General features: G+C 58.1%; 15 protein-coding genes. 11 read left to right on the top strand and 4 right to left on the bottom strand.

The features are described 5' to 3' along the window. Positions 1 to 39 precede the first annotated feature (39 nt). The 3 genes from IEW65_RS09405 to IEW65_RS09395 all read right to left on the bottom strand — a co-directional run bounded on the left by IEW65_RS09405 (position 40) and on the right by IEW65_RS09395 (position 5,538). The gene (locus tag IEW65_RS09405; RefSeq protein ID WP_188639217.1) at positions 40 to 2,643 is read right to left on the bottom strand and encodes an AAA family ATPase; all 2,604 of its coding nucleotides are present in this window, start codon (positions 2,641 to 2,643) and stop codon (positions 40 to 42) included. Further along, positions 2,640 to 3,788: an exonuclease SbcCD subunit D gene (locus IEW65_RS09400; RefSeq protein WP_188639216.1), complete on the bottom strand. Its 1,149-nt coding sequence runs from the start codon at positions 3,786 to 3,788 to the stop codon at positions 2,640 to 2,642. Before IEW65_RS09400 ends, IEW65_RS09405 begins: the two co-directional genes overlap by 4 nt. A 109-nt stretch (positions 3,789 to 3,897) precedes the next feature. Next, entirely contained in the window at positions 3,898 to 5,538 is a 1,641-nt protein-coding gene (locus IEW65_RS09395; RefSeq protein WP_188639460.1) for an SLC13 family permease, read from the bottom strand. A 242-nt stretch (positions 5,539 to 5,780) separates the two neighbouring features. On the opposite strand from IEW65_RS09395, the gene IEW65_RS09390 reads away from it, so the two are divergent. The 3 genes from IEW65_RS09390 to IEW65_RS09380 all read left to right on the top strand — a co-directional run bounded on the left by IEW65_RS09390 (position 5,781) and on the right by IEW65_RS09380 (position 16,048). Further along, on the top strand, positions 5,781 to 6,395 hold the full coding sequence (locus IEW65_RS09390) for a CDP-alcohol phosphatidyltransferase family protein (protein WP_188639215.1): 615 nt from the start codon (positions 5,781 to 5,783) through the stop codon (positions 6,393 to 6,395). A 203-nt stretch (positions 6,396 to 6,598) separates the two neighbouring features. Next, positions 6,599 to 15,190 carry a glycoside hydrolase family 94 protein gene (locus IEW65_RS09385; RefSeq protein WP_229755522.1) on the top strand — a complete coding sequence of 2,864 codons (8,592 nt, stop codon included), beginning with the start codon at positions 6,599 to 6,601 and terminating at the stop codon, positions 15,188 to 15,190. A gap of 540 nt (positions 15,191 to 15,730) precedes the next feature. Further along, positions 15,731 to 16,048 (top strand): hypothetical protein, encoded by a 318-nt coding sequence (locus IEW65_RS09380; RefSeq protein WP_229755521.1) that lies wholly within the window; start codon positions 15,731 to 15,733, stop codon positions 16,046 to 16,048. An 81-nt stretch (positions 16,049 to 16,129) separates the two neighbouring features. Here IEW65_RS09380 and IEW65_RS09375 read toward each other — a convergent pair whose 3' ends face one another. Further along, entirely contained in the window at positions 16,130 to 16,459 is a 330-nt protein-coding gene (locus IEW65_RS09375; RefSeq protein WP_188639213.1) for a hypothetical protein, read from the bottom strand. A 233-nt stretch (positions 16,460 to 16,692) separates the two neighbouring features. Between IEW65_RS09375 and sstT the strand changes: the two genes are divergently transcribed. The 8 genes from sstT (at position 16,693) to IEW65_RS09335 (ending at position 24,219) form a co-directional block, all read left to right on the top strand. Then, complete coding sequence (gene sstT / locus IEW65_RS09370) at positions 16,693 to 17,910, top strand: serine/threonine transporter SstT (protein ID WP_188639212.1); 1,218 nt, start codon at positions 16,693 to 16,695, stop codon at positions 17,908 to 17,910. An 81-nt stretch (positions 17,911 to 17,991) separates the two neighbouring features. Next, positions 17,992 to 18,522 carry a helix-turn-helix domain-containing protein gene (locus IEW65_RS09365; protein WP_188639211.1) on the top strand — a complete coding sequence of 177 codons (531 nt, stop codon included), beginning with the start codon at positions 17,992 to 17,994 and terminating at the stop codon, positions 18,520 to 18,522. Next, positions 18,519 to 19,259, top strand: coding sequence for an AzlC family ABC transporter permease (locus tag IEW65_RS09360; protein WP_188639210.1), 741 nt, complete (start codon positions 18,519 to 18,521; stop codon positions 19,257 to 19,259). Before IEW65_RS09365 ends, IEW65_RS09360 begins: the two co-directional genes overlap by 4 nt. Beyond that, complete coding sequence (locus IEW65_RS09355) at positions 19,256 to 19,591, top strand: AzlD domain-containing protein (protein WP_188639209.1); 336 nt, start codon at positions 19,256 to 19,258, stop codon at positions 19,589 to 19,591. Before IEW65_RS09360 ends, IEW65_RS09355 begins: the two co-directional genes overlap by 4 nt. A gap of 159 nt (positions 19,592 to 19,750) precedes the next feature. Beyond that, positions 19,751 to 21,211, top strand: a complete 1,461-nt coding sequence (locus IEW65_RS09350; protein WP_188639208.1) for a DHA2 family efflux MFS transporter permease subunit — start codon at positions 19,751 to 19,753, stop codon at positions 21,209 to 21,211. Continuing rightward, entirely contained in the window at positions 21,208 to 22,188 is a 981-nt protein-coding gene (locus tag IEW65_RS09345; protein WP_229755520.1) for an ABC transporter substrate-binding protein, read from the top strand. Before IEW65_RS09350 ends, IEW65_RS09345 begins: the two co-directional genes overlap by 4 nt. Continuing rightward, on the top strand, positions 22,178 to 23,182 hold the full coding sequence (locus IEW65_RS09340) for a FecCD family ABC transporter permease (RefSeq protein WP_188639207.1): 1,005 nt from the start codon (positions 22,178 to 22,180) through the stop codon (positions 23,180 to 23,182). Before IEW65_RS09345 ends, IEW65_RS09340 begins: the two co-directional genes overlap by 11 nt. After that, on the top strand, positions 23,179 to 24,219 hold the full coding sequence (locus IEW65_RS09335; protein ID WP_188639206.1) for a FecCD family ABC transporter permease: 1,041 nt from the start codon (positions 23,179 to 23,181) through the stop codon (positions 24,217 to 24,219). Before IEW65_RS09340 ends, IEW65_RS09335 begins: the two co-directional genes overlap by 4 nt. Positions 24,220 to 24,228: the final 9 nt, after the last annotated feature.

The following is a 24,228-nucleotide window of genomic DNA, read 5'->3' as shown; positions in this document are numbered from 1 at the left end:
GCTACATGAATGCAGCATGAACTAACCCCGCGCTAACGCTTAGCTCAGCGCCCCTCTCACCGCAACCGAACTACCGTGACGGCTAGCGCTCACCTCAATACGAACCGGCATCTGCTCTTTGAGTTCGCTGACGTGGGAAATAATCCCAATCATGCGCCCGCTCATTTGCAGCTCGCTCAACATGGCAATGGCTTGATCCAGGGCATCCTGATCCAGGCTGCCAAAGCCTTCATCAATAAATAGCGTATCCAGCTGAATACCGCCCGCGTAGGCCTGCACCACATCGGAAAGCCCCAGGGCCAGCGACAGCGCCGCCATAAACGACTCCCCACCAGAGAGCGTGGCCACCGGGCGATTTTTGCCGGTGTAGGTATCGGCCACGTCCAGCTCGAGACCAGACGCTTTATTGCCTTTAGAGGGATCTTCCCGGCGCACTAACTGATAGCGCCCTCGGCTCATGCGCACCAAACGTTCAGAGGCTTGAATCAACACGTCGTCCAGCAGTACGCCCAGCACGAAGCGCTGCAGGCTGATGCGGTTACCTGTGCGTCCGTTAGCGACTTCGCTGAGCGTGCCCCACAGTTTGTACTGCTCCTCTAGCGCTGCCTCTGCGCGGCGGGCGTTCGCCAAGCGCTGCTGAGTGTCAGTCAGCTGGTCGAAGCGCGCCGCCAAGCGCTGGTACGTTTGCCGGGAGGCCTCCTCATGGGTTTTGGCCGCGTCGGCGTTGGCGTTGAGAGCGGCAACATCAGGGAGTGCCTTGCCTTCCAGCAGCGGCTCGCTGGACTCAATTTGCCCATCCAGCTTTGCCAGCTCCCGCTGAAAGCGTGCGACGGTATCGCTCAGGCGCTGCTGCTCCGACGCTTCAAGGCGAGCCGCGGTAAACGCCTGCTCATCGCTAAAGGGGCTTACTTGCAGCGCTGCTTGCCACTCGGCTTGAGCGGTTTCCAGCGCGCGCTGCGCCTCTGCTTGGCGCTGGGCGGCTTCGGTGAGCGTAGTTTGCGCTTGGGTGAACGCCGTATGGGCGGCTTGGGCCTGGGCATGGGCGGCTTTCCAGGTCTGTTCACAAGTGTCTATCTCGCGCTTTACGCTGGCCAACGAGGCCTTCAATACTTCCAGTGAAGAGCCTTCCCCTAACTGCCCGCGCAGCTGTTGGCACTGCTCGTCTAGGTGGTTTGCCTGCTGCTCCAAACGCTGAGCGGCTTGCTGAGCGCTAATCCAAGCCTGGCGAGCGCGCTCATAAGCATCCCGCGACTGCTTCACCTCCTCCTGAGTCACCAGCGCCTGAGCAGGTATGGCAGGGGCTGGATGCTCGCGACTACCACACACTGGGCAGGGTTGGCCGTTATCCAGCTGCTGGGCGAGCAGTGCCGCTTGGCCCTGGTGCCAGCGCATCTCCTGCTCAATGGCGTGCTGCTCTTGCTGGGTGGCAGCACGCTGCTTTTGCTCAGCCGATTCAAGGGCTTGAGCCGCCTGACTGGCGAGCGTTTGGTGCTGCCCTTCAAGCGTGGCCAGCTCCTGCCACTTAGCAAGAGATTGCTCCCGCTCATAGGCCTGACGCTGCAGAGTGGGCAGTTGCTCGTGCTGGGCATTGGCCTTCTCCAGCCATGCCTGGGCCTGCTGGTGGGCGGCCTGGCGTGGGGCAATGGACTGCTCGGCTGCTTGGCATTCACGCTGGGTGGCGGTGGCGTTTTTCTGGGCGCTTTGCAGCGTATAAAACGGCGTCGCCAAGGTTTGGGTCTGCTCGTGCTGTCGCAGCTGTTCTTGAGCGTGCTGTACCGCAGGCTGCTGCTCAAGCAGGGACGCTTTTGCGCTAACCAGCGCGGCATGCTGCTCGAACTGACGGGCCAACGTCGTGCCCGCCTGGGCAGCCGTTACGGCCTGCTCGCGCTGCTCACTCGCCGTGGTAAGCGCATGCTTGGCAGCTTGATAATCGGGTGATAGCGCCGCGAGTGCCTCGTTAAGGGCGGCTTCGCTCTCGACATCGCTTGCTGAGAGCATTCCCTGTACTCGCTGCCGATGGTCATTCACCTCACGAACGATGTGTTTGGCCTGATCCAGTAAACGCTGTTCGATACGCTGAAAAATCTGCGTCTGGAACAGCTGGGCAAAAATCTCCTCACGCTCTTTAGAGCCCGCCAGCAACAGCTCGCGAAATTTACCTTGGGGGAGCACCATGACTTGGCGGAACTGGCGGGCGTCGACTCCCAACAGGCCCTGCAATTGGCTGGTGGCATCGGTCACGCTGCGGGCCACTAGGCACTCATCCTCTGTACCTTGGGGCGTTAGCCGCCAGAGCTGAGCTTCGGCATTTTGGGTGGTCGTGCCTTCCCCCCGCGCTTTGGGACGCTCCTGCTGGGGAACGCGGCGCACCCGATAGGTGTCATTACGCAGGCGGAAATCCAAGGTGACTTCAGTAAGCAGGGTGGCATCCGCCTGGTCGCAGCGCATCTGACCAGCGTCGCGCTCGTTGCCAGTGGTTTGGCCATAAAGCGCAAAACAGATGGCATCGAGGATTGAGCTTTTGCCCGCGCCAGTGGGGCCGTTAATCAGAAACAGCGGGCTTTTGCCCAGCGCGGTGAAGTCGATAGTTTCGCTACCGGCAAAAGGGCCAAAGGCCTGCATGGTGAGCGTTAATGGCGTCATGCTTGGCCCTCCTGCTCGCGGCTCAGGGTGGTGATCAGCTCGCCCATGGCGCGGGCTTGCTCATCACTCATCGGCTCGCCGCTGGTTTGGGTGAAAAAGTCGCTAAACATATCCAGTGCGCTGAACGTGAGCCGCTCGCGGTCCAGCTGCTGGCGGCCTTTTGCTTCCAGCATGCCGGGCTTTTCCAGGTGCAGCACGTTGGGGTACACCGCCCGTAGTTTGCCCATGGGGTCAAGAATGGCGTGGCGGTCGGTGAGGCGCACTAGCAGGTAGTCATCGGCGTGGGGGTCATTGACCCCTTGGGCCAGCAGCTGCGCCAGCTCACCTTCTAACACGCGCACATCCCGGCGGGGCAGCAGCGGATGGTGGGCTATTTGGGTGACGCCTTCGCGCCCCACCTCTACCAGGGTGACACCTTTGCGCTGGGTGGCTTCGGAGAAGCTGTACTTCAGCAGCGAGCCGCTATAGCGAATATGCTCGCCGCCGCGAATTTGGGGGCCGTGAAGATGGCCAAGCGCTACGTAGTCAAAACTTTGCATGGGCTCCCAAGCCACGCTTTCCGCACCGCCTAGGGTGAGCGGGCGTTCGGAGTCGCTGGCCGTGCCGCCATCGACAAAACAGTGGCTCATCAGTAGCGTCGGGCGCCCCGGCTGGCGCTGTGCCTCAATACGCTCCAGCAGGTAGCGATGGGCGCTGTCGAAGTCGCGCACGTCTTCGCCAAATTCGCTGCGTACATATTCTGGATCGGCGTAGGGGATGCCGAAGATATCCACCGTGTCATCGCCAATCGTCAGCGTGACCGGCTGGTCGCAGCTGGCTAGGTCGGTGAGGATATGCAGCCCGGCCTGGCGCAAGTGGCGTGCGCCAAACCCCAGCCGCTCGGCACCGTCGTGGTTACCGGAAATCATCACGACCGGCAGGCCGCGCTTCTCGCACAGCTCGCCTAATATCTCATCCAACAGCGTAACCGCCGCTGCCGGAGGCACCGAGCGGTCGTAAATATCGCCCGCCACCAGCACGGCATCCACCTGCTCGCGGTCGATAATCTCCAGCAGTTGTTCCAGCACATGACGCTGGTCGTCCAGCAGGGAAAGGTTGTGAAACAGCCGGCCCAAATGCCAATCGGCGGTGTGAAGTAATCGCATGACAGGCTCGATACAAAAAGTGTGTCGCCATCATAGCAATCGCGCCTGGGATTCACCCATGAAAAAGCCCCGCACAAGGCGGGGCAATGAACACGGAACATATGAGGCCTTAGTCTCTAAATGCGTCCGGGTAGGTGGTGAGATCCACGCCCCACAGCATCGGCAGCAGGAAGTAGACCGCAGCCACAATCAGGAACATCGCAATAATGTTCAGCCAGAAACCGTTACGCACCATCTCAATGATTTTGATTTTGCCGGTGGCGAAGATGATCGCGTTAGGCGGCGTGCCTACTGGCAGCATAAAGGCGCAGTTAGCCGCCATGGCCGCTGGCACCATCAGTACGAACGGGTGAATATTCAGCGCCAGCGCAAGCGATGCCAATACCGGCAAAATCATCGTGGCCGTGGCCGTGTTGGAGGTAATTTCGGTCAAGAACAGCACCATGCCGGTGGCCAGCAGAATCACCAGCAGGAAGTTTACGCCTTCCAGCACGCTCATTTGGCCGCCAATCCAAGAAGCGAGGCCCGATGAGCCAAAGCCTGCAGCAATCGCCAAGCCACCGCCGAACAGCAGCAAGATGCCCCACGGTACGTCTTTGGCCACATCCCACCCCAGCAGGCAGCCGCCTTTGTTGGGGGAAGGAATCAGAAACAGCGCCACGGCAGCGGTAATCGCAATCATGGTGTCGTTAATGCCAGGAATATTAATGATCTGGCCCTGCCACAGGAACGAGCGGGTAATCCAGAAAAACGCGGCAAACAGGAACACACCGAGCACCGCTTTTTCTTCAAAGGAGATTTTACCCAGCGCCTCTTTCTCTTTACGGATCAGCGCGCGGCCGCCCGGCAGCTTGGCGAGCTTAATCGGGTAAATAAAGCGCGTGAGCATAATCCAGCCAATCACCAGCAGCGTGACCACCACCGGGAAGGCAAACATGAGCCATGCGGCAAACGAGATCTCCACGCCAAACAGCTCGTTCACAATCGCCGCCAGGATAATGTTCGGCGGCGTGCCGATCAGCGTGCCCAAACCGCCAATGGTGCCACCGTAGCCCACACCAAAAATCAGCGATTTGCTGAATTTATCGATCTCATCGCTATGGTCACCCTCGGTTTTGTTCAGCTCCTGAGTGACCTGGTAGACAATGGCGGTGCCAATGGGCAGCATCATCATGACGGCGGCGGTATTGGACACCCACATGGACAAAAAGCCCGTGGCAGCCATAAAGCCGAACACGATGCTGTTAATACTGGTGCCGAGCACGGAGATGATCGACAGCGCAATGCGCTTGTGCAGATCCCACTTCTCCATCGCCAAAGCGATCATAAAGCCGCCCAGGAACAGGAAAATAATCGGGTTACCGTAGGCGGCGGTGACCGTATTGCCATCCAACGCGCCGGTAATCGGCAGCAGGATAATCGGCAACAGCGAGGTCACCGGAATGGGAATGGCCTCCGTAATCCACCACACTGCCACCCATAAGGTGGTAGCCAGAACCATCCGCCCTTCAAAGCTAAGATCGGCAGGGTGGAAAAACATCACTACCAGTGCAAACAGCAACGGGCCCAGCACCAAGCCGATTTTCTGCGCTCGGTTATACGCAGGTGGGCGGGGTGAGTGGCCGCTGCTGCCCTGGGTGCCATCAGCATCGCGGGATGAGGAGCCACCGGTACTTGAGGTCGGCAACGCACACATGAGGAGATTTTTGACTTGATCGTGGGAGTGCCAAAGCTGATCCCACAGCGTCATCGTAGCAGTTCTGCGCATTATTAAAGTACCGCTCGCAGTCAGGGTGAACGAAAGGGCTCAGGACATTGCTGGCCCTATGGCGTTTTTGCCAGCGCCGCTGGCTTTTGTGGTGCCCTTTATTCACTGCAATAGGCCATTAGTCCAGTAAATTGGCAGCAATTACAACCAAAGTCTAACCACTTTAGTCGCAACTATTAGTATCGACTAACATTAAAACGCCCCCCTTTTACGGAGATATCATTGTGTTAGACCGCTTTACCATGCCACTCACCCAGCGCCCACTTCGTTATCTTGCTCACGCCTTACACCAGCGAAAAATCACCCCCGACCAGGTCACGCTGACCGCGTTTGTGATCGGTATCAGCGCCCTGCCATTGCTGGCGTTTGAGCAGTATGGATTGGCTTTAATCGCGATTTTGCTCAATCGCGTAGGAGATGGCATCGATGGTGCTCTGGCACGCCTGAGCGGCCAGCAAAGCGACGCCGGTGGATTTCTGGATATAGGGCTGGACTTTGTCTTTTACGCTGCCGTGGTGCTCGGGTTTGCACTCGCGAATCCGATACAAAATGCCCTACCCGCCGCGCTACTGCTGTTTGCGTTTATTGGCACCGGCACGTCGTTTTTAGCCTTTGCGATTGCCGCGAAAGCACGCCAAGTGGAGCGCCCTAACTTTCCTCAAAAAGCCTTTTACTACTTAGAGGGCCTGACCGAAGGCACCGAGACGGTTGCTGCGCTGGTGCTGTTTTGTCTATTTCCGAAGGCGTTCCCGCTACTGGCCAGCCTGTTCGCCGCGGCTTGCCTCATCACCACGGCTACACGGCTATGGGGCGGCTACTGGACGCTGCGCCAACCCTAACCAGAGCCAGCAACATGAGGCGCATAACAGCGGCGCTGCAGCCTCTGCGTTTGTGGCCGTAATGTGCGTTAACGAACCGACAGTCACGGTCATTGCGACCATCGTCTTGGTAAGGAAGCCCTGTACTTGTTGCTAGTACTTGTTGCTAGTTCTTGTTGACAGTACTTGGGTGCGGTATTCGCAGCGAAACCAGGATGGTAGCCGTGACTCTTTTATTCCAATCGCCCTTTTTTCAGCGTGTGCGCCGATATAACGCTTCTGCATCACTCTGGAACTCGACCGCCCCCGTGCGTGAAGAACTCTTCAGCGCAGAGCGACTGGAACAGCACGCGCTCAGCCTGGCGTTGGCTCAGGTCGTGACGCAAACACCCCCTAGAGTGGTCTCCTTATCCCGACGTCTCAACGAAAACGCCAGTGTTCTGCTGTCTGCCTACCGCGCCTGTGCAGCAACCCTGGCAGAAGGGCGCGATATTGTGCCTGCTGCAGCTTGGTTACTGGATAATTATCACCTGATTGAGGCACAGATACGGGAAATTCGCGGTAATTTACCGCCTGGCTATTACCGCCAGTTACCAAAGCTGGCCGATGGGCCGTTTGCGGGTTACCCGCGGGTGTTCGGTATCGCTTGGGCATTTGTGGCCCATACCGACAGCCATCTAGAACTGGCCAACCTGCAGGCTTTTCTCACCGCTTACCAACGCGAACAGCCGTTAACAATTGGCGAGCTATGGGCGGTCGCCATTACGCTGCGTATTGTCTTGGTGGAAAACCTGCGCCGTCTGGCCGATCAAATCACCGAAGAGCAAAGCGCCCGAGATAAAGCCGATGCACTCGCCACAAAATGGCTGGTGGAGCAAAACGCGCATGATTTTCCCTCTTTTACGCTGCAAAAGGCTCCCCTTTCTGCCTCTTTTACCGCCCAGTTGGCGAAACGCTTACGCGGTATCAACCCCCGCACCAGCACGCTGGCTTGCTGGCTTTCAGAGCAATTACACACTCAGGGAGAGAGTATTGATGACGTGGTACAAAATGCGCAACAGCGCCAAGGCGCGGCGAGCGTCACCATGCGCAATATCATCACCAGCATGCGGTTTATTGCCAGCACTGATTGGGCTGAACTGCTTGAGAGCGTCAGCTTGGTCGATGCCTTGCTGGGCCAACATAGCCACTTTGCACACTACGATTTTGCCACACGCAACCAATACCGCAGCGCTATAGAGGAACTGGCCCGGGGCTCTTCCTACAGCGAAATTGACGTCACCCACCACGCACTCAGCGCCTGTCGTGACGCCATGAAAACCGCAGCAGATGATAGTGAAGCAGCCCGCATCGGTGACCCCGGCTACGTGTTGGTGGCGGCGGGAAGAGCCGCCTTAGAGAAACGGCTGCACTTTCGCCCGGCTTTGCGCCGCCGTTTTCGCCAACGGCTGATCAATAACGGTATTCCGGGCTATGTCACGCTGCTTTCCATGACCACCGTGCTACTTGCTGCACTGGCAGGATGGCTGCTCTGGCTCGCGGCTTCCCCTCAGGCGGTGCCTGTACCGTGGCTGGTGCTGTTGGGCATTATCAGCCTGCTGCCGCTGATTGAAGTCGCCACGCTGATCGTCAATCGCTTTGTGATTCACAGCATTGGTGCCGAGCCTCTGCCCAGCCTGGATCTCTCCAAAGGCGTGCCCGCTGCGCTAAGAACATTAGTTGCTGTTCCCACGCTGTTAACCAACGAGGCCGATTTACAAGAGCAGCTTAATCGCCTTGAAGTGCACTATTTAAGCAGCGGCGATGGTGCCATTAGCTACGCCTTACTCTCGGATGGTGTGGACGCGCCGTGCGAAACGCTACCCCATGAGGCCGCGCTATTTCGCATTGCAGAGCAACGTATTCAGCAGCTCAACGATCGCTACTGCCCCTCTGGCAATGAGCAGCGCTTTTTTTGGCTCCATCGCAGGCGTGTTTTCAATGCTCGCGAGCAGTGCTGGATGGGCTGGGAGCGAAAGCGCGGTAAGCTGCGCGAATTGAACCGGCTGTTACGCGGCGCCACCGACACCACCTTTATCGCCCCCCCGCTCCTGCCTATCGGCGTTCACTACGTCATCACCCTGGATGCCGACACTCGCCTACCTCGAGGGGCCGCCAGCAAACTGATTGGTAAGCTCGCACACCCCTTAAACCATCCGCGCCTGGACCCGCGCCAACAGCGGGTGGTCGAAGGCTATGCCATTTTGCAGCCTCGGGTGACTCAGTCGCTCCCCATGTCCGGCAGCGGTTCCACCTATCAAAGGCTGTGCTCTGCCCCCGGCGGTATAGAGCCCTACGCAGCGGCGATTTCCGATCTGTATCAAGACTTGGTAGGTGAAGGATCCTATGCAGGCAAAGGGATTTACCATATCGACGCCTTTGAAGCGTCGTTAACCGGCCGTATTCCTGAGAACAGCTTGCTCAGCCACGATATGTTTGAAGGGGTTTTTGCCCGCGCGGGGTTGGCGTCGGATATCGAGGTGGTGGAGGATTTTCCGAATCGTTACGATGTGGTCGCCAAGCGCCAGCACCGCTGGGTTCGCGGTGATTGGCAGCTACTGCCATGGTTACTGAACGATGCATTACCCCCCATTGGACGTTTGAAAGCACTGGGTAATCTGCGACGCTCGCTACTGCCACCGCTGCTGCTGGCCTGCTTGGCCGTTAGCTGGCAGTTACCCCCACTGATGGCCTTAGTCAGCACCTTGATCGTTATCCTGATGTTAGGTGCCCCGGTCATCTTGTCGCTATGGGCTGCCTTTATTCCGCTACAACCTGGGGTAAATCTTCGCCACCACTTTCAACAGTGGTTGGCTGAACTGCTGCTGGGCGCCAAGCAAACGCTGGTGCAGCTTATTTTCCTGCCAGACCAGGCGTGGCGCATGATGAGCGCCATCAGCTGCACGCTCACGCGTTTATTCGTTACCCACCGCCACTTGCTGGAGTGGACCTCCGCGGCACAGACCATGAAGCGCCCTCAGCTTAGCGCACTAGGGTTTTACCAATACATGGCCCCTAGCACTGCCCTGGGTTTGGCTGCTGCCGTAGCGGCACTCGGCTTCAATAGCCAAGTGTGGGGCATGGTACTGCCTATTGCGCTGCTGTGGTTGGCAGCGCCTTACATCGCCGCTTGGCTCAGCAGCACAGCCAGCGCTGCGACTCATCCCCAACCCTCGGCAGAGACCGCGCAAGCGCTACGGCTGATCGCTCGCCAAACATGGCGCTACTTTGAAACCTTCGTGAATAGCGACAGCCACTACCTGCCGCCCGATAACTTCCAGGAAGCACCTCAACCGGTCGTGGCCCAGCGCACCTCGCCCACTAACATGGGGCTTTATTTATTAGCGACCGTCGCCGCACGGGACTTTGGTTGGATTAGTAGCCAGGAAGCCCTGCACCGCCTAGCCACTACCCTGGGCGTCATGCAGACGCTGCCGCGCTTCCGGGGCCACTTTTATAACTGGTACGCCACCGCAGACGTTCGCCCACTCGACCCGCGCTATGTATCAACCGTGGATAGCGGCAACCTGGCAGGCCACCTGATTACGCTGGCCAACGCTTGCGAGACCTGGCAAGACGCAGCGCCTCCCAACCCACGCCAAGGCGTCGCCGATACGCTGATGCTCGCCGTCGAGGCCCTTACGTGCTTTTCGTCCTCAACAGGCGAGCATGACGCATCGGCCATCAAGCTCCTTGAAAAGCAGCTCCAGTACGTTGATGCACTGTTAAACGAAGACACCACCGGGCCGCTACCGGTCAATGATTTATTATCGCTCACCAGCGCGGCGGTGGTATCTGCACAGGCGATGCTGACGCCCTCGATCAATGCTGAAAGTGACACGGCGCTATTCTGGGTGAGTGCCGTTCATCAAGCAGTGGCGCAGCATCGTGACGATCAAGTAAGAGCGTCGCTTTCGGTCAGCGCCCGTCCGGCTCAGCTCCAGCAGTTGGCCCATCAAGCGCGGCGGCTGGCGACGTCCATGGATTTCGCGTTCTTGCTCAATAGCGAGCGGCAGCTGCTCTCCATTGGCTATTCATTGGATGACTACTGCCTAGACAGCAGCTGCTATGACCTGCTGGCCTCGGAAGCACGGCTGGCCAGCCTATTTGCCATTGCTAAAGGCGACGTGCCCACCCGCCACTGGCTGCGTTTGGGCCGCGCAGCTACTCCGCTTGTACGCGGCGCGGCGTTGATCTCCTGGTCGGGTTCTATGTTTGAGTACTTGATGCCGTCATTGGTGATGCGCGCGCCCGCGGGGAGCCTGCTAGAGCAGACCAATCGCTTGGTCGTGAAGCGCCAACAAGCCTACGCTGAACAGTTTTCAGCCCCCTGGGGGATTTCTGAATCGGGGTATAACGCCCGGGATATTGAGCACACCTACCAGTACTCTAATTTTGGCGTGCCGGGGTTGGGGCTAAAGCGCGGGCTGTCGGCAGATTTAGTGGTGGCCCCCTATGCCACGGGGTTAGCCACGATGATTGACCCGGAAGCGGCCTACCAGAATTATCGCCGTTTAGCCGAGATGGGGGCTCGTGGGCGTTATGGCTTTTATGAAGCTATCGACCTGACTCGCTCGCGACTCCCTGCTGGCGAAGAGGGCGTAGTAGTACGCAGCTATATGGCGCATCACCAAGGTATGACCATGGTGGCCATCGCTAATACGCTGCAACAGGGAAAAATGCGCGCCCGCTTTCACCGTGAACCGATCATTCAAGCCACCGAACTGCTGCTGCAAGAACGCATCCCCAGGGATGTCGCGATTGCCTACCCACGGGCCGAAGAGGTGAAATCCACCGCCAGCCAAGTCACCAACGACGACCAAGCCGTGCGCCGCGTTGCTACGGCGCTGAACGGACCACCGATGACGCACCTGCTCTCCAACGGCCACTACTCCGTTATGTTGACGGCAACCGGCGGAGGCTACAGCCGCTGGCACCACATGGCGATTACCCGCTGGCAGCCCGATACCACTTGCAACCCCTGGGGCTGCGCTATCTTCCTTCGCGATACTCGCCATCCGGGCATATGGACCGCCACCGGGCAAACCGCTGAACACCATAACAGCTCTCACGATACCGCCAATCACGCGCTGTTTGCTGAAGATTACGCACGCTACACCCATCGTCACGACGATATTTCCAGCCACTTGGATGTGCTGGTCTCAGGAGAAGATGACAGCGAGGTTCGCCTGCTCACCCTGACCAACAACGGCCGCCATACCTGCGATATCGATGTGACCTCCTATGCAGAGCTTGTCCTCACCACGCCAGCCACCGACAACGCTCACCCATGCTTTGCAAAAATGTTTGTGGTCACCGAGTACCTGGCCGAGCTCAACGTACTCATCGCCACACGGCGACAGCGCGAGCCCACCGAACCCTCAGTATGGGTCGCCCACTTCGCAGTGGTGGAAGGGGATACCGTGGGTGATATGCAGTATGAAACGAGCCGTGACGCCTTTATTGGCCGGGGCCGTGGTGTGTTGAGCGCCGCCGCACTGGCAGAAGGTCAACGCTTAACCGGTACGGTGGGCAGTGTACTTGATCCCATTTTGGCCCTGCGCTATTGCCTGCGGGTCACCCCCGGCAGCGTTGCCCGTATCGCCTTTTGGACGGTGGTGGCGGCTACCCGAGAGGCGCTGATGGACTTGATCGATAAGCATCATGATCGCAGCGCCTTTGAGCGCGCTAAACTGCTGGCCTGGACGCAAGCGCAGGTCCAATTGCGTCACTTAGGCATACAGCCTGATGAGGCTGCCGATTTTCAGCGCCTAGCGGCTCCACTGCTTTATCCAGATGCCCGTTTTAGAGCCCCCCCCTTAGCCATCCAACGAGGTGCCGGGCCACAGTCGCTGCTTTGGCAACACGGTATTTCCGGCGACTTACCCATCGTTCTACTGCATATCGATTCGCTAATGGATATCGCGCAACTCCATCAGCTGCTTCGCGCCCAGGAGTACTGGCGCATGAAGCGTTTGGAAGTGGATATCGTAGTGATTAACGAGCGGTGCTCTTCTTACGTGCAAGACCTGCAGCAAGCCATCGAGGCCATTATACTCAGTAGCCAAGCCAGACCGAGAATGCATGATGGCCAAACCCAAGGCGCTATCTTTGCTCTACGCGCTGATTTAATCAGCCCCACCTCGCGTGCGCAGCTCTTGTCGATTGCGCGCGTTGCCCTGCTGGCCGAGCGTGGCGATATCGCCACTCAACTGCTGATCACCCTGAAAGAAACAAAGACGCTCACCTTTACGCCCCCCACTAAACGCGCGCTCCCTCAGCCCCGTAAGCTGAATACCCCTCCCCCTGACACTGGCACCACTTCGCTTGAATGCTTTAATGGGTTAGGGGGCTTTGACAAGCAGGGCCGCGAGTACGTCACGCTCTTGGATAGCCACCGCACCACCCCCGCCCCCTGGATTAACGTTATGGCGAATCAGCGGTTTGGCTGCCAAGTCTCGGCGGACGGCGCGGGCTACCTATGGGCAGACAGCAGCAAAGAGAACCAGTTAACGCCCTGGTCCAATGACCCGGTGATCGACCCCAGCGGGGATGTTATTTACCTTCGCGATGAAGAGAGCTTGGCCCTGTATACCGCTACCGCCAGCCCGCTTCGCGATGCCGGGCGCTACGTGGCCAGACATGGCTTTGGCTACAGCCAGTTTGAGCACCGGGTGGATGGGGTAGCGATGACCCTACTTCATTTGGTGCCTCTGGAAGAGCCGCTGCGCATCTCGCGTCTGAGGATTACCAACCACTCTAACCGCGTACGCAAGCTCTCCGTTACTGCCTATGCTGAATGGGTGCTTGGCACGTCGCGTAGCGCATCGGCTCCGTTTTTAATCACCTCTCAGGCAGCAGGCAGCGGCGCGCTATTGGCCACCAACCCCTGGAACGCCGCCTTTCCCGGCAGAGTGGCTTTTTTGGATATTGGCGAGCCGCCAATGAGTTGGACAGCCGATCGCAGCGAGTTTATTGGTTACGGTAAAAGCCTTTCAGAGCCCGCCGGGCTACGCCATAAACGTCCCCTTTCAGGCACACTAGGCGCAGGCATAGACCCCTGCGCAGCGCTGCAACGAAGGTGCACGTTAGCGCCAGGAGAAACCGCCGACATCGTGGTGCTGCTAGGCCAAGGCGACTCCACTGAACACGTGCAGGCGCTCATTGCGCGCTATCGCGATGTTGATATGGATGCAGAACTGGACACATTGAACCAGTACTGGGAGTCGCAGTTAAATGCCATCCAAGTCACTACGCCTGACCGCACCATGGATATCATGCTCAACGGCTGGCTTCTGTATCAAACCATCGCCTGTCGGCTAACCGCCCGTTCGGCTTTTTATCAAGCCAGCGGCGCTTACGGCTTCCGCGACCAGCTACAGGACGGCATGGCGTTAACCTTTAGCCAACCGGACACCACGCGCCAGCACTTGCTGCGCGCCGCCTCGCGCCAGTTTCCTGAGGGCGATGTGCAGCACTGGTGGTTGCCGCACTCAGGGCAAGGGGTGCGGACACGCATCTCCGATGATCGGGTATGGTTAGCGTATGCCTGCGCTTGTTATATCAATGCCTCCCTTGACCGCGATGTCCTGAATGAGCCGATCAGCTTTCTCAACGGTGCGTTACTGGCACCCCATGAGCAAGAGCATTTTTCGTTGCCTAGCGTATCCCAAGACACCGTCACGCTTTATGAACACTGCGCACGGGGCTTGGATATCTCGTTAGCACAGCTCGGTAAACACGGCTTACCGCTAATGGGCAGCGGCGACTGGAACGATGGTATGAATCGTGTAGGTGCGCAGGGGCGCGGGGAAAGCGTGTGGTTGGGCTGGCTGCTGGTTAAAACGCTAGACCTGTTTATCCCCTACGCTGAACAGCATGACGCCATGCACCCTCAGCTACCCGAGAGTGAACGCCGAGCAGAGCGCTGGCAGCAGCAGGCCAGCGCGCTACGCTCCGCGTTGGAACAGAGTACCTGGGATGGCCAATGGTACCGGCGGGCCACCTACGACGATGGCACTTGGCTTGGCAGCCAGTACAGCGATGCCTGCCAGATTGACTCTATTGCCCAGTCTTGGGCGGTACTTTCTGGGGCTGCCCCCGCGGAACGGGCAGCGCTAGCCATGGACTCTTTAGAGCGCCACTTGATACGACAAACCCCGCCATTAGCGCTGCTCTTTTGGCCACCGTTTGATCACCCCCAACGCGACCCCGGCTACATTAGCGGCTATCCGCCCGGCATGCGCGAAAACGGCGGGCAGTATAGCCACGCCGCCATGTGGGCTATTCTGGCCTTCACCAAACTGGGCGAAGGCGATCGTGCCCATCACCTCTTCTCACTGCTCAACCCAATTAACCATGCGCTGACCGCCGAAGAGACTGCGCGCTATCGAGTCGAGCCTTACGTGGTGGCGGCTGATGTTTACTCGGTTCCACCTCACGAAGGCCGTGGTGGCTGGACATGGTATACCGGGGCCGCCGGCTGGATGTATCAGGCGGGCATGGAAGGTATTCTCGGCATACGTCGCGAGGGTCATTGGTTAGTGATCGCGCCCTGCCTACCCAGCGCGTGGCCTTCGTTTAGCGCCACCGTCACCTTGGGCAGCAGCGAATACCGTATTCGGGTCAGCCAGCCCTCGACCACAAGGGAAGCCGCTACCACCGCGCGCTCCGCGGTACTGGACGGCGTCACGCTGTCACTCTCTGACGAGCAGCCCCTGCGTGTGCCCTTAGACGGTCAGCCGCATCATCTTGAGCTGCATCTACCCTCAAGATGACCTCCTCATGACACCATAGTTAACATTTTGTATAGCTTTTATGAACCCACTTTCACAACCGCTGGTCTATGATGGGAGAGTCAACACAGCGTGCAACGATAGCACCAGTGACGCCACTGCTGTTCTCTTTGAGGGGGATCACACACATTGCCCAAACATGGGGAGGTCAGATGATCCGTCAACATATTTACAAAGGCACCCAGCCTGGCAGCCGAGAGCATCTTGAGAAATATCTTATGGAACAAAAACATAGCCGTGCAAAAGCTAAACAGCTGGATGTAGTTACTGTCGCGACCGTGTCTTTTTTCACAGGTTGCCTGGTAACACTACTGGCTACTTTTACTTTCTAGCTCCCGCCGCTTTCAACGAAATCCCCACCCATAGCGTGGGGATTTTTTTATCGGCAAAAAAGGTGATTGATTCTCACCAACCCCTGTATTACCCTCGAAGAGTACAACACGCGTACAAATAGCGCGTTTAACACTAAATGACCGATTTGCTCTTAATGAGCCGCCGTTAGCATTCACAAGGAGTCGTGGCATGCAACCTAATCAATTGATGGATATTTCCCAAGCGGGCCTTCAATTAGCAATTCAAGAGATCAAGGAAGAGATGTTCGATACCCCCCAATGCGACTACACCATTGCCAAGCTGTTAAGCCATTGCGGCCAGTTTGCAGCGGCAGAGCGTCATATCGACGACATGTTGCTTAAATGGGGCGCTTCTCCAGATGTTATTGACCTCACTGAGCAAGCTTACGCAGATATGGCAGCACTAAGTGCCCACACTGCGGCACAAGCCACTTTACACATCGCTCAGCGCACACCGACGTTTACTCAATCCAGTGCGGTTGCCTAACGTTAGGTAGATACCTGCCCACAGCAACTACTGTGACTAAACGGCTTGCTACCCAGTCAGGAGCAAGCCGTTGGCATGTTGTTAGTCTAGATTATCCAGCGTTACTTCAAGGTCTTGCGTAGAAACGTCAACGTTCCAAAAGGTGTAGCTGTCGTCTTCTTCATCCACTAAGCGGATATCAAAGTAGGGGCTTGAGTAGCCCGTTAGCGTAACGCGCTGCGTATCCCCGTCCATCAGCACATCACTTCCCAATACATCCTCTTCCCAGCTTTTTGAGTCCTCCGGGCTCACGTACATGTAATAAATGGTATAGCCGGTACGGTTAGTGATATCCACGTAGTAGTCGGCAGCCATGACCAACGACGAGCTACACAGCATCAGCACTGCAGCTAACAACACTTTCATGCGCATGGAACGTTCCTTTTTCTTTTTTTTAACAGGCGGGAGGTGGCATAAGTGCCGCGCTGCGGTAATGCCCCGCAGCCAACAAAGTATAATCTGGCGCTGAGGCCAGAGATAGCGGGTCACGTTTTTTTACATGCACGCCCAAGATGCGCCCGCAACTGGTAGAATGCTGCCCCTTTCAGGCGCGGTTGCGGTACCTCCGCACCGCTTCCCACCTTCTACTACCTGAGAGTCGCGCAATGATTGCCACCGCTAATGCCTTGTTTCGGCCGCTTTTACGGCTAGGGCTGATCCCTCAAATCGTTATCGGGATCATAGCCGGGGTGCTACTGGCCCTGTTCACCCCCGACATAGCTCGCAACGTTGCGCTACTTGGCCAGCTATTTATTGCAGCGCTCCAAGCCGTGGCCCCTATTTTAGTGTTTGTGCTGGTGGCTGCCGCCATTGCTGCTCACCAAACAGGCCAGCCCACACGTATCCGCTCCGTGCTGGTTCTCTATGTGGTGGGCACGCTAATGGCAGCTTTGATTGCCGTAGCCGCCAGCTTTGCACTGCCTACGGAGCTTGCGCTGGATGCAGGCCAAGTAGACGGCAACCCACCCAGCGATATTCTTAGCGTGCTGCGCGACCTGCTGCTCAACGCGGTGGCAAACCCCGTGACCGCCCTGATGGAAGCCAACTTTATTGCCATTCTGGCCTGGGCGATTGGCTTGGGCTTAACGCTGCGCCAAGCCAGCGACACTACCCGCCAAGCGCTCAGCGACTTATCCGCCGCCATTACGCGTATTGTCACGTTGGTGATTCGCTTAGCTCCTCTGGGTATTTTCGGCTTGGTGGCCGGTACGCTAGCTGAATCGGGCGTGCAGGCGCTGCTCAACTACGCCCAGCTACTCGGGGTGATCGTCGGCTGCATGCTGTTTGTGGCGCTAGTGAGTAACCCGCTGCTGGTCTATTTAGCCACCCGCCAAAATCCTTATCCGCTGGTATTCGCCTGCCTACGGGGCAGCGCCATTACGGCGTTTTTCACCCGTAGCTCGGCGGCCAATATCCCGGTCAACCTGGAGCTGTGCCGCCGCTTAGACCTGGATGCCGACACCTACGCCATCTCCATTCCGCTGGGCGCTACCATCAATATGTGCGGCGCGGCGATCACGATTACCGTGATCACCCTGGCCACCACGCATACGCTGGGGATTAGCGTCGACTTCCCCACCGCGCTGCTGCTCTGCGTGGTGTCGGCCCTTGCGGCCTGCGGCGTTTCGGGCGTGGCGGGCGGTTCTTTAATGTTGATCCCCATGGCCGCTAGTCTGTTCGGCATTCCTACCGAAGTCGCCATGCAGGCCGTCGCCATCGGCTTTGTGATTAGCGTGGTGCAGGACTCCACCGAGACAGCCCTCAACTCCTCCACCGACGTGCTGTTTACCGCCGCCGCCTGCCGAGCGCGCAAGCCTACCTAATCACTTCTTTATGGCTTGTCGATTGACAGCCCGCTGTTCCTTATATAGAACGTTCTATAAAAGGAACAGCGGGCAATCACTATGGATGAGCACTCTCTTCTTACGTTAGGCCAACACCTTCAGGCGCTTCGCAAAGCGCAGGGCTTGTCGCTTTCTCAACTTGCCAGCGCGGCGGGTATTGCGAAATCCAACCTATGCCGCTTAGAGCAGGGCAACGGTAACCCGACGCTGGATACCATCTGGCGGCTGGCGGTTCAGCTCAACGCCCCATTTGGCACCCTGGTCGCACCGATCAGCGTGCCGTTGGGCGAAGATGGCGTGCAGGTACAGCTGATTGACCAAGGTAAAGACACGCCTCAGGTAGACGCCTACTGGATGCGCTGTGCCCCCAATACGCTGCGCCATGCCGAAGCCCATACACCGGGTACGCAGGAAACGCTGACGCTCATCAGCGGATGGTTAGAAGCCGGGCCTGAAGGTGCCACCACAGCGCTTGGCCCCGGTGAGAGTGTGACATTTCCCGCCGACCAGCCACACCTTTACCGCACCCATACAACTGAAGCTACCCTGCTACTCACCGTCACCTACGGGCAAAAAGGCACCCGCTCATGAGCCAGCCAGTTGACCACACAATGCACACCCAACACTCTCCGTTGCGCTCTGCGCTTCAGGGCGTGCGTGAAGCCATTCCGCTATTAGGTGGCTACATTCCCGTGTCGCTCTCGTTTGGCTTAGTCGCGACGCAGGCCGGTTTTACCACCTGGGAAGCTGCGATAATTTCCGCACTGATTTACGCAGGCGCGTCGCAGTTTCTATTTGTGGGCATGATTGCCGCTGGCGCGCCGCTATGGCTGGTGGTGGCGATGACGCTGCTCATCAACGTGCGCCATGTGGTGTACGGCCCCAATTTGGCGGCGCTGCTGCCCCGCAGCCGCCACTGGCCCTGGCTGATGCACGGGCTGACCGACCAAGTCTTTGCCTTAGCGCTTACACGGCTCCCTCAGCTACCAGAAGTGAAGCGGTTTAGTTGGTTCGTAGGGGCGTCGCTGCTGGCGTGGGCGGTGTGGATTATCGGCACCGCGGTGGGTGCGACCGGCGGCGAAGCGGTCACCGCCCGCTGGCCGCTGCTGGGTGAAATTATGCCCTTCGCCCTCCCCGCGCTGTTTCTCACCATGGTGGCACCGCGCTTTACCGACAAGCGCTGGGCCGCCGCGATGCTGTGTACCATTCTTGCCGCGCTCGGGTTGAACCTGGCCGGGTGGAGCAACGTGGCGATTCCCCTTGCAGCCGCCTGCGGCGCGCTGTGCTTCTACACGGTCACCTTTCAACCACGCAGGAGCCGCCCATGAGCAGTGCCATGTGGATCGCCGTTATTATCTGTGCATTGGGCACGCTACTAATGCGCGTGGTGCCTTTTTTATGGATGCAGCGTCGGCTGGGCAGCACAACGGGAATGAACGCCATGCCCCAATGGCTGGTGATTCTAGGCCCCATGATGATTGCCGCCGTGCTGGGCGTTTCGATGGTACCCGTCAACCCCAGCGCCATCTCTTGGTTGGCCACCGCGATTGGCCTGAGCGTTACGCTGTTGGTGTGGCGTCGCCTGCGCTCACTGGGCTGGCCGGTGGCGGCGGGGGTGGCGGTGTTTGGGGCGGTGGAGGTGGCGGCCGCCCTTATTTAAAGAGCACGGTCATCGCGCGCGTCGATTCAAAAGCTCAATCACAATTGATAACTATTTGCATTAAACAGCCTTAACATGGCATCATCACTTTCTGGGTGAGGCGTCATAGCAGCACGTCTGCTTTGCCATATCCCCATGACATCTCAGAAAGTGGGTCTCATGCCGAACGCGACTTCCAACGGCAAAAAAGTGCTGATCAGCGTGCTACTGGGCACCTTTACCGTCAGCCTCAATAACAGCGCTCTTAACCTAGCCGTCGCTGAACTCATGGTGACGTTTAACGCTAGCGCCACCCAAGTCAGTTGGGTAGTGACCATCTTTATGATTGCCATGGCGATGACAATGCCGCTGACGGGCTATTTGGCAGGCAGATGGGGGCGAAAAACGGTTTACCTCATGGGCCTATGCGGTTTTTTGGCCGGCTCGGGGCTCGGTGCCTTAGCGCAACATCTCAATGGCATCATCGTGGCCCGAGGCGTGCAAGGGATCGCCGCTGGCTTGATGATTCCCCTGTCTCTATCGTTAATTTTTTCCGCCTACCCTCGCGAACAGCGGGGACGTGCCAGCGGTGTATGGGGCTTTGCCGTCATGATGGCGCCCGCCATAGGTCCGACGGTGGGAGGCCTGCTGTTGGAGATCAGCCACTGGCGAGCCCTGTTTTTGATGAATATGCCCTTCGCGATCGTAGGGCTGATATGCGGTTACCGTTATTTATCCGCCGACTCGCGGCCGACTCGACGTCAGTTTGACCTAGCGGGCTTTTGTCTCATCACGTTAGGTATCGGAGGCGTACTGCTTTCTCTCAATGGCGTGGAAACGCTGTCTGACCTGTTGCGCCCCGCTACCCTTGTGCCGCTTCTACTAGGCGCCATCGCGTTAACGCTGTTCATACGTGTTGAACGACAGCAGGCTGAGCCGCTGCTCGACCTGTCCCTATTTAACCATCATCGCTTTCGCTACAGCGTGCTGCTTGCCAGTTTGCAATCGATCATCCTGTTTGGATGCATCTTGTTGATCCCTCTGTGGATGCAAAACACGCTGGGCTTTAGCCCGCTGACGACAGGCCTCGTGTTTCTCGCCACCGCGCTTGCTGCCGCTGCCTGTTCGCCCATCGCAGGCCGTTGTATCGACCGGGCGCCCCCTCAGTGGTGTATCGGTTTAGGCCTTATCGCCACGGTCATCAGCTTGATAGGACTCGGCACGCTGAGCGCGGCTACGCCCGTTTGGATTATTGCTGCCTGGATGGGGCTTCGTGGGATCGGGTTGGGATTCGCTTACTTACCGGCGACCACGGTGGGCATGAAAGATCTTCCTGAACAGCAGGTGGCCCAGGCCTCGGCCATGAACAACATGGCGCGTCGACTCGTCTCCTCACTCGGGGTAGTCGCACTATCGGTCTACTACGACATGAGTGTACGAGCATCCCTGGACCTGGGCACCTCCTACTCCGAGGCCAGTGCCTCTGCCCTGCATGTGGCCTTTTTTGTCTTGGCGGGTATCGCGCTGGCATGTCTACCTCTGGCGTGGGCACTGGGTCGCTCCGGTGTTTCACCAGACATGGCGATGCCCTCCTCCTCGAACAGCCAGCCGCAAACGTCGCTTCAAGGAAGAGCCAAATGATCCCTTTTCAAACGCACCGAATGACATGGCGATCTTCATGGGGGAAGACGCTGCTGAGCGTTGCCTTCGTCGTGAGCTTGATAGGCGCTACCTGTGCCGCCCAATCCCACAGGAGCCAAACACCCTCCGCTGAACGCGTCGTAACGCTTTATCAAGGTGCGACGGATAGCGCCGTCGCATTGGGGATCACCCCCATTGGCGTGGTGGACTCATGGTTGGAAAAACCCATGTATCGCTACCTACGCGACGAATTAAACGACGTGCCGCACGTGGGCCTGGAAACACAGCCAAACTTGGAAAAAATCGCTTGGCTAAACCCTGATGTCATCGTGGCCACGGATTTTCGTCATCAGAGGATACAACCGTTGCTGACGGCCATCGCCCCCACTGCCACGGCCGATAACGTTTTTGACTTCAAGGAGACGCTGACCCTGGTGGCCAATGCCACAGGTCGAGAGGAAGTAGCCAATGCGTTACTGCGCAATTGGGCAACGAGGGTCGACGACTTTCACCGGCAAATAGCAGACACGCTTGGAGATGCGTGGCCGCAAAAAGTCGCGGTGATCCGCTTCAAAAGTGATCACCTGCGTATCTACTCTGGCGGCTTTGCGGGCTATATTCTTGATGAGTTAGGGTTCGAGCAACCCGATACCTTGAACACGCACGGTTGGGGCATGAAGCTTTCCAGCACTGAGAACATCCCTATTTTGGATGCCGATGTCATTTTCGTGCTGCTGGAACCAGACCCAGCGATTCTCGATAACTACCAGCACTGGTCGTCCCATCCTTTGTGGCAGCAGCTAGAGGCCGTCGAACATCAGCGGGTATTTGAGGTCGACCCCATCAACTGGATGATGGGCGGCGGTATACTCGCCGCCAATGCCATGCTTGATGACCTCTATCGCCACTATGGTCTTGAAGGCCTCGAGCAACGTGATGCGCCTGCTAGCAGCCAGGAGACGCAGGATGCTAGATAGCCACATCGCTAAAAGTCTCGGGCTGCTGATTGGGGTGGTGGTGACCTGGAGCGCATTTTTAACCAGCACGCTATCAGGAACGACCGATATTGCGTGGCACACGCTGTGGTCGGCCTTACATCACTACGATCCCGGCAATGTCGCACACATCATTCTCATCACCGAGCGTCTTCCTCGAGCGATCATCGCAGCGTTGGTGGGCGCTAGCCTCGCCATTGCCGGGGCTCTGATGCAAACCATCACACGCAACCCGCTGGCCTCACCTAGCCTCTTAGGCATCAATGCGGGGGCTATGTTTTTTGTCGTGGTTGCCGTGTCGCTCCTGCCGCTATCAGCGCCTGCCCACTATGTCTGGGCGGCTCTTCTCGGTGCATCGGTGGCCGCGCTTTTGGTCATTCTGCTAAGTAGGGGACGACACGGAGAGCTATCGCCGCTGCGTGTCGTGCTGGCCGGGGTGGCCGTGACGGCCATGTTCGTCGCCTTCAGCCAGGGGCTACTGGTGATCGATCAGCAAAGCTTCGAAAGCGTGCTCTACTGGCTGGCAGGCTCGGTAACCGGGCGAGAACTTGCGTTGGTGGTTCCTTTATTACCGCTATTTGGCGCGGCGCTACTGCTCTGCACCCTGCTGGTCCGTCATGCCAATGCGCTCTTGTTAGGCGATGACATGGCGACAGGCCTGGGTTTACAGGCCACTACGATAAAACTGCTGCTCGGACTCGTCGTGATCGTGTTGGCGGGCAGCTCCGTGGCCCTATCGGGGATGATCGGGTTCATAGGGTTGATCATTCCTCATATGGCGAGGGGTCTGTTTGGTATCGATCACCGCTGGCTTTTGCCCGCCTGTGCGCTACTAGGCGCCAGCCTTCTATTGCTGGCAGATGTGGCATCACGCTTTTTAATTCCTCCCCAGGAGATCCCCGTGGGCGTGATGACCGCTTTGCTGGGTACGCCTTTCTTCATTTATCTGGCGCGACGCAACATGGCTGGCCAATGACACCGAATACTTCACGCTCCTTTATCTACGCTGAGCAGCGCCATGACTATCGGTCGCTGCTCACAGTCGTCGGCTTGGCCATTTTGCTGTTGACCAGCGCAGGCTTATCGCTGAGTTTGGGTAGCTTTCCTACCTCGTTCGTGGACGTTTTAAAGGCGTTAACAGCGCCGCAAAGTAGCGACATTGTCTTTATCGTTTGGGAGTTGCGCCTACCGAGAATCGTATTGGCTATCTTGGTGGGTGGCGCCTTGGCGATGGCAGGAGCCATTTTGCAGGGTATCGTCCGCAATCCGCTGGCATCTCCTGATGTCATCGGCATTACTAGCGGCGCCGCACTGGCGGCGGTCCTATTTTTAGCGCTGTTCAGCAGCACCATAGGTATTCATTGGCTGCCACTCTTTGCCATGCTGGGTGCCCTGGTATCGGCCCTGCTGGTCTTTGCACTCGCTTGGAAAAGCGGTCTACACCCGTCACGTATGGTACTCGTGGGCATTGGTTTGGCCGCGGCCATGGGAGCAGGCACCACGCTATTGATCGTCATTAGCAGCGACGCTGCTGCCATGTCGGCCTACGTCTGGCTCACCGGCAGTCTCTATGCGGCACAGTGGCGGGACGTCAATGGCTTACTACCGTGGCTGGTGGTGACCACGCCGGTCTGCTTGGCCTTCGCCCGCCATGCAGATGCCATGGCACTGGGGGATCAGGTGGCGGAAGGGCTAGGCGTGGCAGTGATGCGTAGCCGAGTCATCCTACTGGCCTGTGCCGTGGTTTTGGCAGGCGCTGCGGTGGCTTATGCAGGTGCCATCAGTTTCGTGGGCTTAATGGCGCCTCATATCGCGGCGAAATGTGTGGGACGCCATATGGCACGCCTCATTCCTGCATCGGCGCTGGTAGGGGCGCTGATCGTACTGTATGCCGATTTGTTGGGCCGGGTCGCTTTTCTTCCCAAAGACCTGCCCGCAGGTATTTTCGTCGCTGGCATCGGCGCGCCCTTCTTTGTTTATTTACTGCACCGCACGCGCTACCAGCGCGCTTGAGGGAATCAG

The sequence above is a fragment of the Vreelandella lutescens genome (assembly GCF_014640815.1).
Classification (GTDB): Bacteria; Pseudomonadota; Gammaproteobacteria; order Pseudomonadales; family Halomonadaceae; genus Vreelandella; species Vreelandella lutescens.
The sequence above is the reverse complement of the archived record's forward strand: the minus strand, read 5'-3'. Positions and strand labels throughout refer to the sequence as shown.